This is a genomic window from Vibrio sp. 10N.261.55.C5 (assembly GCF_041470505.1).
Lineage (GTDB): Bacteria > Pseudomonadota > Gammaproteobacteria > Enterobacterales > Vibrionaceae > Vibrio > Vibrio crassostreae_C.
The window spans coordinates 32,399-45,992 of the sequence record NZ_JBFRMS010000028.1 but is presented as its reverse complement, the minus strand read 5'-3'; the positions used below and the strand labels follow the sequence as shown (position 1 = coordinate 45,992).

The following is a 13,594-nucleotide window of genomic DNA, read 5'->3' as shown; positions in this document are numbered from 1 at the left end:
AAATGAACAAAAAATGGCAATTTAAAGATCGGAAAATTTCTCAACAAAAGTGACAAATTTGAATATGAAGCTTTTGTGAAAATAACGTTTGGGCTATTTACGACCGTTTAAATTGGTTGTTAAAGTAACCGCAAGTATTGGTATAGTCCAAAATACAAATCGCGAGAATTGAACATGAGAAACGAATACTTACTGCTGACACCGGGTCCTCTATCTACTTCTGAAACCGTTCGCCAAGCGATGCTAAAAGACTGGTGTACTTGGGATGATGAATACAACAAAGACGTTGTTGAAGTGATTCGTAGCAAGCTTGTTACTTTGGCGACTAAGCAGGCGGGATATACAAGTGTATTAATGCAAGGCAGCGGCACTGCTTCAGTTGAAGCAACAATCGGTAGCGTTATCTCTAACAGCGATAAGCTTCTTGTGGTCGATAACGGTGCGTATGGTGCTCGTATTGCTCAAATCGCAGAATATTTAAACATTCCATGCCATGTCGTTTCCCCAGGTGAAACATCACAGCCTGACTTGAACGAAATGGAAACGGCATTGGCCATGGATTCAGACATTACTCACGTTGCGATTGTGCACTGTGAAACCACGACAGGCATGCTGAATCCAATTGAAGACATTGCCAAATTGGCAAAACAGCACAACAAAACCGTCATTCTCGATGCAATGTCGAGCTTTGGTGGCATCCCTATGGATATCGCTGACTTAGGTATCGATTACATGATCAGCTCTGCAAACAAGTGCGTCCAAGGTGTACCGGGCTTCGGCTTTGTTATTGCTAAGCAATCGGAACTGGCAAAGTGCAAAGGCCAAGCTCGTTCATTAAGCCTTGATCTGTTTGACCAATGGCACTGCATGGAAAGCAACCTCGGTAAATGGCGCTTCACGTCTCCGACTCATACAGTGCGCGCTTTCTACCAAGCTCTACTTGAATTGGAACAAGAAGGCGGCATCGAAGCTCGTCATAGTCGCTACCAAACCAACCAAACCACATTGGTTGCAGGTATGCGTTCTCTTGGTTTTGAACCACTGCTTAATGATGACCTTCATTCACCTATCATCACCTCTTTCTATTCTCCAACTCATAGCGATTACCAATTCAAGGAATTCTATGACCGTTTGAAAGAGCAAGGGTTTGTGATTTACCCGGGCAAGGTTTCAAACGCAGACTGCTTCCGCATCGGTAACATTGGTGAAGTGTATCCGTCAGACATTGAAGCTCTCATTAGCGCAGTGAAAAACGCTATGTACTGGGACATCAAATAATGACGACGACCAATCCAGAGCCAGTTCTAAAGGCCACACACTTTCGAAGCGAAGGCGATGTGAACACCACGCCAGCACGCGAAAAATGGAACGAGTCGCTAAACGATGATGCGACTCAAGTAATGTTAAAGCGTGATGCTGACGTGTTTCTTCATCAAGCGATGTCAACGCCTTGCCTAGACACACTTGAAGCAGCCGAAGGCATCTACATTCAAGATGCGACGGGCAAGAAGTACATGGACTTTCACGGCAATAATGTTCACCAGCTAGGTTATGGTCACCCACACATCATCAATAAAGTGACTCAGCAAATGGCGTCATTGCCGTTTTCACCGCGTCGCTTTACCAATGAGACGGCCGTTCAGTGTGCTGAGAAACTCACACAGATCTGCGGTGGTGATTTGAATCGCGTGTTGTTTGCACCGGGTGGTACTTCGGTTATCGGCATGGCACTCAAACTGGCTCGACATGTCACCAACAACTTCAAGGTCGTTTCACTGTGGGACTCATTCCATGGCGCGTCACTGGACGCAATTTCAGTGGGTGGTGAAGCTTGTTTCCGCGAAGGCATGGGGCCATTAATGGCTAGCGTAGAGCGCATTCCACCAGCGGTCTCTTATCGTGGTGCTTTCCCGCTTAATGACTCTTTATCGCTTCGCGGGCAAAACTCCGGCGATGCGAACGAGACCACATGTGATGTGCATTATGCCGATTACCTAGAGTACGTGATTGAAAAAGAAGGTGGCATTGGTGCCTTCATTGCAGAAGCAGTGCGTAACACAGACGTGCAAGTACCAAGCAAAGCTTACTGGAAGCGCATCCGTGAGATTTGTGACAAACACAACGTCCTGTTGATCATTGATGACATCCCTAATGGCATGGGTCGCAGTGGCGAATGGTTTACACACCAAGCTTTTGATATCGAGCCTGACATTCTTTGTATCGGTAAAGGTTTTGGCGGCGGCTTAGTACCAATCGCAGCCATGATCACAAAAGACAAATACAACACGGCAGCGCAAGTATCTCTTGGTCACTACACCCATGAGAAAAGCCCTATTGGTTGCGCGGCAGCACTCGCGACCATGGAAGTGATTGAACAAGAAAACCTACTTGAAAAAGTACAAGCGGACAGCGTATTCGTGCGTGAACAGCTGCTTCAAATGAAAGAGAAGTACCCAGTCATTGGTGACGTTCGCGGCATCGGCCTGCTCTGGGGGGTGGAATTGGTCACAGATCATATCACCAAAACCCGAGCTTTTGATGAAGCAGAAGCAGTACTTTACCAGTGTCTAAACGATGGCCTGAGTTTCAAGGTGTCACAAGGTAATGTGATTCAGTTGAGCCCACCATTGATCATCATCCGCAGCGAACTACAAGTCGCTCTGTCTGTATTCGAAAAAGCGATAGCCAAAGTCTGCAAAGATTTTGAATACCTTTAATTCTCGAAATCAACATTTAAACCAATAACCTTAAACAACCATTTGTTTCCCAGAACTTTGAACTGGGAGTGACACAAAAATAGGACACTATTATGAACACGACATCACCTATCCAAGCGGTTATCTTTGACTGGGCCGGCACTATCGTTGATTTTGGGTCGTTTGCTCCAACTAGCATCTTCGTTGAAGCATTCAAACAAGGTTTCGACTTTGACATCGACTTAGCTGAAGCTCGTGAACCTATGGGTATCGGTAAATGGGATCACATCCAAGCGGTGGGTCGAATCCCTGCTGTTGATGCTCGTTGGAATGCCCAGTTCGGACGTTCGATGACCAGTGAAGACGTTGATGCGATCTACGCGGCATTCATGCCTCTTCAAAAAGCGAAAGTAGCCGACCACGCAGCGCCAATTTTAAACGCGATTGAAGTAGTAAATAACCTTAAAGAGAAGAACGTAAAAATTGGTTCTTGTTCAGGTTACCCACGAGAAGTGATGGACGTACTGATTCCAGCAGCCGCAGATTATGGTTATCTTCCTGACAACGTAGTAGCGACTGATGACTTACCGCAAGGCGGTCGCCCAGCTCCATTCATGGCACTTAAAAACGTCATTGACCTAGGCGTGACGAGCGTTGCAGCGTGTGTGAAAGTGGATGACGCAGCACCCGGCATTGATGAAGGTCACAACGCAGGCATGTGGACGGTAGGCCTTGTTCTATCAGGTAACGAAGCAGGCTTAACGTATCAAGAATACTTAGACGCAGACGAAGCAACTCTGGCAACGGCGCGTGAAAAAGCAAGCGTGAATCTGAACAAATCAAACCCTCATTACCTGATCGATACCATTGCAGACTTACCTAGCGTAATTGCAGATATCGAGAAGCGTTTATTGGCGGGTGAGCGTCCGTAAACAAAGTCGAGCTATTACGTGATGTAAAACGTGAAAATACCGCTATAGCTTTAATTCAAATCCCTATCCAATCATGTACTCAACCGAGTTAGACATATTGGGTGGGGATTTTTGTTTTATAAGCATGATAAAGCGCAAGTTTTTTACTTATTACCCGTAGCGCCACTGGTAAATAGACGAGGCTAGGCTATAGCTTAAACATAAACATAAACATTCCAACAAATGATAAAATCAACAATAAAGGCATCTTAAATATATAATATTTAACAATTTCATTGACTCCAATACGCAATCAGATTAACAATATAAGTACTGAGAAAGAAACAGGTTCACCTGAACCAACACCTTGATTTACTTATTATAAGCAGTGTCGTAACCCAATAAGTGATCGTTTTACTGGTAAGTTCAGATAACAATAATAGCTAATCCAAGGATAAGATTATGAAAAGACTGTCAAAAATCATGTGTGCTGTTGTTGCCGCTTCAGGCCTAGCAGCAGCGCCTTCTATTGCTGCAACCACTTATGTAGGTGCAAAAGTGGGTATGGGCTGGCTAGACAGCGCATGTGTAGCCGGTGCTAAATGTGATGATGATGCAATTGGTGCAGGCATCTACTCTGGCTACAATTTTAATGACAAGTTTGGTATTGAGCTAAGCTCAGACTTCCTTGGCGACTACAAGACAAGCTTTTCAAAGAACGGCACAACAGCTGCGTTCAGCGATCCACTAATCGCAATCTCACTAACGCCAATGTACCGCCTTCCAGTACAGCAAGAGTTTGACGTATTCTTCAAAGCAGGTCCTGCTTACATCTCGCACGGTGGTGAAGATGACGTTGTACTTTCTGCTGGTATCGGTGTAGAGAAGCAACTTTCTTCTGATTGGGCACTACGCGTTGAGTACCAATACTTTGATGACTTCGACGACAACTACGTTCAAGACCTAAACTCAAACCTACTGTCTGTTGGTGTTAGCTACAACTTCGGTACTGGTAACACAACTGCATCAGCGGCGGCAGCAGCAGCTTCTGCGGCAGCAGTGACTCAAGCGCCATCTGAGCCAATCACAGAACCAGCAGTTGTTGTTGAAGAGAAGACAACCGTGGTTGTTACTAAAGCGCAAACTGAGAGCTTCTCTCAAGGTATGTTTGAGACAAACAGTACTGAACTGTCTACAGATGGTAAAATTGCATTAATGCCATTAGTTGAAGTACTTAAAGCTCACCCTCAATCATCAGTTGATGTTGTTGGTCACACCGACTCAACAGGTGCAGCTGAGTATAATCTAATGATCTCTAAGAAACGTGCTGCTGCTGTAGCCGCATACATCGAAGAGCAAGGCATTGAAGCAGACCGTATTACAGCGTCAGGTGAAGGCGAAGAGAATCCAATTGCATCAAACGCTACAGCTGAAGGTCGTGCTCAAAACCGTCGTGTTGACGCAACGATCCCTGGTTTCGAATACCAAGAAGAAGTACAAGTTGAAGAAGTTATCGTAGAAACTGCTGAATAACAGCACTCTACCTTAGCCGAAATAATAAGGGCGGAGCACTCAAAGTGCTCCGCCCTTTTCTTTGTCTGGCTATGCCTAAAAACCGTAAGCGATAAGCCGTAAGCCGTAAGCCGTAAAGATTAGCCTACCGCCAAGCTGTACAATCAGAAGACTAGACGATTTCCCAGCTGTGAGTCATTTCTACGCCAGCACCTAACATTAGACATACAGAACAGTACTTTTCTAATGAATCCACACACACCTTAGCGACCTGCTCAGGATCAAGGTTGTCACCAGACACTTCAAAGTGAATGTTAATCACAGTAAAGATTTTTGGTGCTGTTTCACGACGTGTCGTTTCAAGTTTTGCATTACAGCCTGTGATGTTCTGGCCTGCAGATTTCAAACCATCGACGACATCAACAGAGCTACAACCACCAGCGGCCATAAGGACCATTTCCATTGGGCTTGGCGCGGTTGCACCACCACTGCCATCCATTACTACAGAGTGGCCAGATTGAGATTGACCTAGGAATTTAAAGCCTTCGACCCATTTAACTTCTGCTTGCATGTTGTTCCTTAGATGTACGATAACCGCCATCGCTGTCTATTATTGGATATCAATACTGACACCCTACTACTGGCGGCATTTATGAGCAAGATTTTCTCGGCGACATATTTTTTTGTGAATGATGCAATTTTTTCCATCTAAAACCTGTCTCTATTCGTACATTCAAAATCGAATGAGAAGAACGTCAAGATGAGGTATCTATGAATAAATTATCTAAAATATTGGTATCACTCGTGGTTGCGCTACCACTGATTTCGCTGTTTGTAAGCCAGACTGGCACTGCCAATACAATGGATAAAACAGCCAATTCAGGTAAAAGTGAAATCGCGACACTGGCTGGTGGCTGTTTTTGGTGTACGGAGTCCGACCTAGAAAAGCTGACAGGCGTCACCGACGTTATCTCTGGGTATTCTGGCGGTGAACTAGAAAACCCAACCTACAAACAAGTATCCTCAGGCAAGTCGGGTCACATCGAAGTGATAAACGTGACTTACAACCCTGATGTTGTTAGCTATGAACAGGTTCTTGACCAATTCTTCAGACACATCGATCCAACCGATGACAAAGGCTCTTTTGTAGACCGAGGCCGTCATTATCGACCGGCTATTTTCTATCATAACCAAGCACAAAAAGATGTTGCTCAGAACTTCATGATGGAGATCGACAAAGCTAATATCTTTGGTGCACCACTAAAAACAGAACTGATAAAATTTGAGAAGTTCTGGCCAGCAGAAGATTACCACCAAGATTATTACAAGAAGAGTAAGGTTCGTTATAACTACTATCGTTACGCTTCAGGTCGTGATCAGTATTTAGATAAAATCTTCGGTGATGATAGAAAGGACAACCCTAAAACACTACGTCAGATCATCGACAGTAAGAATGCGACAGCGAATGCTAAAACATACGTAAAACCGTCTGATGCAGAGATCAAAGCGAAGCTTACAGCACTTCAATACGATGTAACGCAAGAAGACGCTACTGAGCGCCCATTTGACAACAAATACTGGGATAACAAGCAAGAAGGTATTTACGTTGATATCGTTACCGGTGAGCCTTTGTTCTCATCAAAAGACAAATACAAATCAGGTACGGGTTGGCCGAGCTTCACCCAACCAATCAGCGAAGCTTATGTCGTTACAACTACTGACTACAAGCTGCTTTACCCAAGAACAGAGGTTCGAAGTAAGTTTGGCGATTCCCACCTAGGGCATGTATTCAAAGATGGTCCAAAACCAACAGGGTTACGTTACTGCATGAACTCAGCCGCAATGCGCTTTATCCCTGCGGATAAATTAGCAGAAGAAGGCTATGAGGAATACGTTGAGATGTTTGAGGGATAGGCATTCAGCAATTAACGATCAGCCTATGACAACAAAGCCAGCATATCGCTAGCTTTGTTTTTATTTACAGAGCTTTATTTATCAGCCCGTGGACCTAATTAACCCGTTAACACCGTGTCTTCAGGGTATTTCAACAAGGAAGGTTCTGGACGAGCTAGCATATAAGCCAAGGTCAGGGGGCCGATACGTCCAATCACCATAACCACAATCATGATGTATTTACCTGGCTCAGTCAGGTTTGCGGTTAAGCCAGCTGTTAAACCAACCGTTGCAAAGGCAGAAATCACCTCAAACATGACTCGATCAAACGCTGCCTTTTCAGTAAGCATTAACAAAAACATCGCGGTGGTTAATAACGCCCCACTTACCACAATAATGGCCAATGACTTTGTTACCGCTTGCCAAGTCACAGTGCGCTTAAACATCACCACGTGCTTTTTCTGACGGAGGAAGGTCCACGTTGCGACAAAGGCTACTGCAAAGGTCGAAACCTTAATACCACCACCTGTTGAGGTAGAACCTGCACCAATCAACATCAGTACAATCATTACCAGCAACGCAGGCTGTGTGTACTGAGACAAATCCACACTATTAAAGCCAGCAGTACGAGCACTTGCCGACTGAAAAAATGCGGCTAGCCACTGTCCTTGAGTCGATAACCCTTCCATGGTTGCTGAGTTATTTCTTTCTAGCAGCCAGAACAATACCGTACCTACCAACAATAGAGTCGGAGTGGCGGTTAGCATAATCTTGGTGTGTAAATGAAGATGTCGAAAACCTTTACGCCAGTTACTCGATAGGTCGCCGACGACTGTGAAGCCTAGCCCACCGAAAATAAACAAGCCAGCTAAGGTGAAGATCACCAGCGGATCATCAACAAAACTCATCATACTGTCTGAAAACAGTGCAAAACCTGCGTTATTGAATGCAGATATCGCATGAAATAGAGCATAAAAACTGCCCGTTGACCATCCCATCTCAGGTACCCAGCGGAAGCAGAGCAATACAAAACCGATAAATTCAGCCACTAATGCAAAGATGATGATCTTCTTAACCAATTTACGAAGGTTAATCTTACGATCTTGACCAAGCGCTTCTTTCGCGAGTGCTTGTTGTTTAAGGCTTAACCTAACACCGAACATGTAAAGCAGTACCGCAGATAGAGTCATCTGCCCTAACCCGCCGACTTGCATCAAGAACATCAGTAAGATTTTGCCCGCCAAGGTGAAATGCTCACCGGTATCGACAACACCTAATCCTGTCACACTGATCGCCGAGGTTGCTGTAAACAGTGCATCCGTAAAACTTAGGCCTGTCACAGAGAATACAGGCATCGTCAACAATATTGCAGAGGGGATAAGTACGCCTAAGAAGCTCGTAAGGATAATCTTAGGTTCAGAGCCTTTACGTGGCTTTTTATCACTCTTAAGCGTGTAGAAAGTACCTTTTCGTTTTAACGAATTCATACTGTTACCTTATTGCCAATTACCAATTGCGTAGCTTTCTAGATAAGGTCTCTTTCGGCCCAGCGATGATCACCACATCCCCAATTTCTAAACTCACATCCAATTCTGGTGCTTTAGTGAGGTTCGGCCCTCGCTTGAAGCCAAGTACCTCAACTCCATTTTCTTTACACAGCTTAAGATCGCCAAGTTTCTTACCCAACAGTTTAGAACCAATAACAATCTCCGTCATCGCTAAGCCACTGCCAAGGTCGATAAATTCGAGAACGCGTCTGTCCAGTATCTTACGAGCAACACGAATACCCATATCGCGCTCGGGCATGATGATATGGTCAGCACCAATCTTAGAGAGGATCTTGCCGTGGAACTTATCATTCGCCTTAACCCAGACTGCTTTTGCTCCAGATTCTTTCACCACCAAAGTCGTTAGAATGCTTGAGTTAACGTCAGAGCCTATCGACACCATCACCATATCGTAATCATCAAGTCTTAACTCTTTCACCGTCTCTTCGCTCGTGCAGTTCGCAACAATCGCTTGTGAAACAAAAGCCGCTGCTTCTTTCACTCGCTCTTCATCAATATCGACGGCCAGTACCTGTGCCCCTGAACTTTGTAGCTCTTTGCAAACAGACAGACCAAATCGCCCTAAACCGATAACTGCATATTGTTTGTCGCTCATTTGAAATCCTGTTTAGAAATTTTAATTACACGGGATAGCCAAACCTACATTAGTTTCTATCTCAAAAAAAGTTAGTTCTGCAAGAATAAGGTTATACTATTGTCATAATCGCTTGATTTATAAAGGTAGAGAACAACTCGAGTTTCTGCTAATTTCCAATTCATAATTTCTGCGGCAGCACACACAATGAATGAATTCATAACCCAAGTACAAACCTACATCAACCAGAGCCATAGTGATTGGGCAAACAGCGTCCTATTCATCACTATTGCGAGTTTTCTCGCTTGGGTAGCTTGGCGAATTATCCATAATCGCTTAGAAATTCTGGTTCAGAAAACCCCATTCCACTGGGACGATCTACTGCTAGAAGCACTAAAAACCCCTGTCAGCACATTACTTTGGTGTTGGCCTGCTACAGTCTCTATCGGGCTAATACTTCAAGACCAGTTTGGCAATGAAATCAATTGGTTAAAAACGCTTAAACACATATTGATTATCTGTACATTCGTTTGGTTTACCTTACGAATGATCACTAACACTGAAGCCTATGTCTTAGAGCAAAAAACCAGAGACGAAACCACTGTACAAGCGATAGCGAAAGTCGCTCGCTTGTTCTTTATGGTGATGGGCGGCCTAACCATTATGCAGGCATTTGGGCTCAGTCTTTCCGGCTTACTCACCTTTGGTGGTGTTGGTGGCTTGATCGTCGGTTTAGCGGCTAAGGACTTACTGTCGAATTTCTTCGGTGGCATGATGATTTACTTCGACCGCCCTTTTAAAGTCGGTGATTGGATACGTTCTCCCGATCGTCAAATCGAAGGCACTGTCGAACGCATTGGTTGGCGCATGACGATCATCCGCACTTTTGATAAGCGTCCTTTGTACGTGCCAAATTCGGTGTTCAGTAGTATTGTGGTAGAGAATCCATCGAGAATGTTGAATCGTAGAATCAATGAAACCTTTGGTCTTCGTTATCAAGATGCAGACAAATTGGCGCTCATTGTTGATGATGTAAGAACCATGCTCGAGACCCACCCAGATATTGATGCCAAACAGACGTTGATCGTTAACTTTGACAAATTTGGGCCATCAACGCTCAACTTCTTTATCTATACCTTCACAAAAACAGTCAACTGGATCAGGTACCACAAAGTGAAGCAAGACGTTCTGTTACAGGTTCTGGCGATTATTCATAAACACAATGCAGACATCGCGTTCCCAACACAGACACTCAAGATTGACCCTCAAGACTTTTCTAATGTTCAAGATCATAACAGCGTTCAAAGCCTAGGTGATAATCAGAATATTAGCGATCCCAAAGACATGTTGAACTCCCCTACGGAAGGTCATCGATAGTCATATCCTTCTTGGTTATCGATAAGTAATAAGCGTGAAGCGTGGTAATATGCTGGCAGTATTCTAATGCACCTAATTACCACGCTATGATTTTACCTGTCATTCTAGCCGGCGGCTCCGGAAGTCGTCTCTGGCCACTGTCTCGCGAGCTTTACCCTAAGCAATTTCTCAATATTGCCGGCGACCAGTCAATGCTTCAGCACACACTTCAACGCCTGCAAGGCCTTGAAGAGCACTTGATGGATAGTAAATGCGATGCACCATTCATTATCTGTAATGAAGAGCATCGCTTTATTGCCGCTGAACAAGCTCGATCAGCTAACATTCAACATAGTGGTATTCTGCTAGAGCCAGTCGGTAGAAATACAGCCCCAGCCATTGCGCTTGCCGCCCTAAAGGCTTTAAGTAAACCACCGCTTAATGAACAAAGCGCATCCGACCCTATCTTGTTAGTGCTGGCTGCTGATCATCACATCGCGAAAACCTCTGAATTCCAACAAGCGATTAGTCGTGGTGTTGATTATGCAAAACAAGGCAAGCTGGTGACATTCGGTATAACACCTAGCTCCCCAGAGACTGGCTATGGCTATATCAAGCAGGGAGAGCCTCTTTCCTCCAGTGCTCAAACTGATACTAATGGAACAGAGCAGCCAATCAATCACGCCTTCGCCATAGAATGCTTTGTAGAAAAGCCAGACACAGCAACAGCAGAAGAGTACATCCGCTCAGAACAATACTTATGGAACAGTGGCATGTTCATGTTTAAGGCATCACGCTATGTTGAAGAACTCGCCGAACACCACCCTGAGATAGTAGCGGCTTGTAAACTCGCTCTTGCAACGCAAAATACCGACCTCGACTTTATCCGTATAGACGCTGAAGCATTCAAAAGCAGTCCAAGTGATTCAATCGATTACGCCGTGATGGAAAAGACCTCGCACGCCGCGGTGATCCCGATGGATGTCGGCTGGAACGATATTGGCTCATGGTCCGCGATCTGGGATGTAAGCGAAAAAGATCAGCACAATAACGTCATTGAAGGTGATGTGTTAACCGTCGACTCTCAACACAACTACATCCATGCTGAAAATAAGCTGGTTGCGACGGTAGGTGTCGACAACCTGATTATTGTCGAAACCAAAGACGCTATATTGGTTGCAAATAAAGACAAGGTTCAGGGTGTTAAATCGATTGTCAGTCAACTAAATCAAGCGGGTCGCACAGAACATGTGCATCATCGTGAGGTGTTTAGACCTTGGGGTAAATACGATGTTATCGACCTAGGCAAGCGCGACAAAGTTAAACGTATCACCGTTAAACCCGGTCACAAGTTGTCGTTACAAATGCACCACCATAGAGCGGAACATTGGGTAGTCGTGGCGGGTACTGCGAAAGTGACCAACAATGAGAAAACCTATCTGGTTGAAGAAGATCAATCCACTTACATCCCTTTAGGTCATATTCACAGCCTAGAGAACCCAGGGGATCTCCCACTCGAGATGATTGAAGTACAAACAGGCAGTCATTTAAGTGAAGGCGACATCATTCGATATCAAGACAGTTATGGGCGAGACGTGCGCAAGCAACAAGTCCACTCATCAAAGCACAACCAAACGAAATAAAGCAGCGACAAATCGATGAAACCAACATTAGACCTAAACTGCTTTAAGAACAACGATATCCGCGGCGTCATTGGTAAACAAATCAATGAGCCACTCGCCTACCTGCTCGGTAAGGCATTTGGCGAATACGTCCTATCCGCTAAGCCTGAAACCTCACTCGATGGTTTGGCGCAGGTAGTGATTGGTCGTGATAACCGCAAAACCTCCCTGTCATTACAAGAAGCCATGACCAAAGGCTTAATCGAGTCAGGGATTGCCGTCATTGATCTAGGTATGACTGGCACTGAAGAGGTCTACTTTGCGACTCGTTACCTAAAAGCGATTGGCGGAATACAAATCACAGCCAGCCACAACCCAGTCAATTACAACGGCATGAAAATGGTCGGTGTAGACGCTAGCCCTATCAGTAAAAACAGTGGTTTAGATGAAATCAAACGACGCATTGAAGAACTTCATCAAGAGCTGAACTGCAATTTACCGTTCGTTCATGCACAACCAAGTAACTCTAGTAGATCGAACAGTATTCTTGCTCCGTACGTCGAGCACCTACTCTCGTACATAACCCCATCAAAGCTGTCACCGATGAAGATTGTGGTTAATGCTGGGAACGGTGTTGCAGGACATATCATTGATGCTTTAGATAATAAATTTAACGAACTCGGTGTCCCTATCACCTTCATCAAAGTTCATCATAACCCTGATGGAAACTTCCCAAATGGTATTCCAAACCCTTTGATTAGAGAGAACCAAGCAGCCACTCGAGATGCCGTTTTAGAGCATTCTGCTAACCTTGGAATTGCTTGGGATGGAGACTTCGACCGATGCTTTTTCTTTGATGAGCAAGGCGATTACATCGAGGGTTATTACATTGTAGGGTTGCTTGCTGAAGCATTCTTGGTCAAACAGCCTAACACGACTGTATTGCACGATATGCGCATGACCTGGAACACAATTGAAATCGCAAAAACGCATGGTGGAAAAGCGATTGGAATTAAAGCAGGACACGCACTGATCAAAGAGAAGATGCGTGAAACGAATGCCGTCTATGGGGGCGAAATGAGCGCACACCATTATTTTCGTGATTTTGGATATTGCGATTCAGGCATGATTCCTTGGCTATTGGTTATCGAGCTGATGTCGAAAACTCAACAATCTCTTCACCAATTAACGAGTACTAGTATAGATAGATTCCCCTCTTCCGGGGAGATCAATCGAAGAGTCTCAGACCCAGAGCAGGTCATGGCTTGCGTGTTATCGCACTACCAAAATAATGCCGTTGAGATCGATCACACAGACGGAATCAGCATGAATATGGGCTCATGGCGCTTCAACTTAAGAAAGTCCAATACCGAGCCATTAATACGCCTTAACGTTGAAACCAAACAAGATAAAGCTTTACTGTCACTTAAAGTCGACGAGTTACTGTCTTTTCTCATTTAAG

The 13,594-nt window shown here is 44.7% G+C and carries 11 protein-coding genes; 8 read left to right on the top strand and 3 right to left on the bottom strand.

Annotated features, from left to right (window positions below):
- Positions 1 to 174: 174 nt before the first annotated feature.
- The 4 genes from phnW to AB4263_RS11780 all read left to right on the top strand — a co-directional run bounded on the left by phnW (position 175) and on the right by AB4263_RS11780 (position 5,140).
- Positions 175 to 1,278 carry a 2-aminoethylphosphonate--pyruvate transaminase gene (gene phnW / locus AB4263_RS11795; protein ID WP_372098267.1) on the top strand — a complete coding sequence of 368 codons (1,104 nt, stop codon included), beginning with the start codon at positions 175 to 177 and terminating at the stop codon, positions 1,276 to 1,278.
- Complete coding sequence (locus AB4263_RS11790) at positions 1,278 to 2,717, top strand: aspartate aminotransferase family protein (RefSeq protein ID WP_372098266.1); 1,440 nt, start codon at positions 1,278 to 1,280, stop codon at positions 2,715 to 2,717. Before phnW ends, AB4263_RS11790 begins: the two co-directional genes overlap by 1 nt.
- Positions 2,718 to 2,809: 92 nt before the next feature.
- Positions 2,810 to 3,628, top strand: a complete 819-nt coding sequence (phnX, locus tag AB4263_RS11785; RefSeq protein WP_372098265.1) for a phosphonoacetaldehyde hydrolase — start codon at positions 2,810 to 2,812, stop codon at positions 3,626 to 3,628.
- 441 nt (positions 3,629 to 4,069) lie between these two features.
- Positions 4,070 to 5,140, top strand: coding sequence for an OmpA family protein (locus AB4263_RS11780; RefSeq protein WP_372098264.1), 1,071 nt, complete (start codon positions 4,070 to 4,072; stop codon positions 5,138 to 5,140).
- A 151-nt stretch (positions 5,141 to 5,291) separates the two neighbouring features.
- Here AB4263_RS11780 and AB4263_RS11775 read toward each other — a convergent pair whose 3' ends face one another.
- Positions 5,292 to 5,690, bottom strand: coding sequence for an OsmC family protein (locus tag AB4263_RS11775; protein WP_372098263.1), 399 nt, complete (start codon positions 5,688 to 5,690; stop codon positions 5,292 to 5,294).
- Between the two features lie 200 nt (positions 5,691 to 5,890).
- On the opposite strand from AB4263_RS11775, the gene msrB reads away from it, so the two are divergent.
- Positions 5,891 to 7,033, top strand: a complete 1,143-nt coding sequence (msrB, locus tag AB4263_RS11770; RefSeq protein ID WP_372098262.1) for a peptide-methionine (R)-S-oxide reductase MsrB — start codon at positions 5,891 to 5,893, stop codon at positions 7,031 to 7,033.
- Positions 7,034 to 7,131: 98 nt separating this feature from the next.
- Here msrB and AB4263_RS11765 read toward each other — a convergent pair whose 3' ends face one another.
- The gene (locus tag AB4263_RS11765) at positions 7,132 to 8,499 is read right to left on the bottom strand and encodes a TrkH family potassium uptake protein (RefSeq protein WP_017065604.1); all 1,368 of its coding nucleotides are present in this window, start codon (positions 8,497 to 8,499) and stop codon (positions 7,132 to 7,134) included.
- Positions 8,500 to 8,518: 19 nt separating this feature from the next.
- Positions 8,519 to 9,175, bottom strand: coding sequence for a TrkA family potassium uptake protein (locus AB4263_RS11760; RefSeq protein WP_017064826.1), 657 nt, complete (start codon positions 9,173 to 9,175; stop codon positions 8,519 to 8,521).
- A gap of 186 nt (positions 9,176 to 9,361) precedes the next feature.
- On the opposite strand from AB4263_RS11760, the gene AB4263_RS11755 reads away from it, so the two are divergent.
- The 3 genes from AB4263_RS11755 (at position 9,362) to AB4263_RS11745 (ending at position 13,593) form a co-directional block, all read left to right on the top strand.
- Entirely contained in the window at positions 9,362 to 10,531 is a 1,170-nt protein-coding gene (locus tag AB4263_RS11755; RefSeq protein WP_017061743.1) for a mechanosensitive ion channel family protein, read from the top strand.
- A gap of 86 nt (positions 10,532 to 10,617) precedes the next feature.
- Positions 10,618 to 12,153 carry a mannose-1-phosphate guanylyltransferase/mannose-6-phosphate isomerase gene (locus AB4263_RS11750; RefSeq protein WP_065675871.1) on the top strand — a complete coding sequence of 512 codons (1,536 nt, stop codon included), beginning with the start codon at positions 10,618 to 10,620 and terminating at the stop codon, positions 12,151 to 12,153.
- Between the two features lie 15 nt (positions 12,154 to 12,168).
- Positions 12,169 to 13,593, top strand: coding sequence for a phosphomannomutase CpsG (locus tag AB4263_RS11745; protein ID WP_372098261.1), 1,425 nt, complete (start codon positions 12,169 to 12,171; stop codon positions 13,591 to 13,593).
- Position 13,594: the final 1 nt, after the last annotated feature.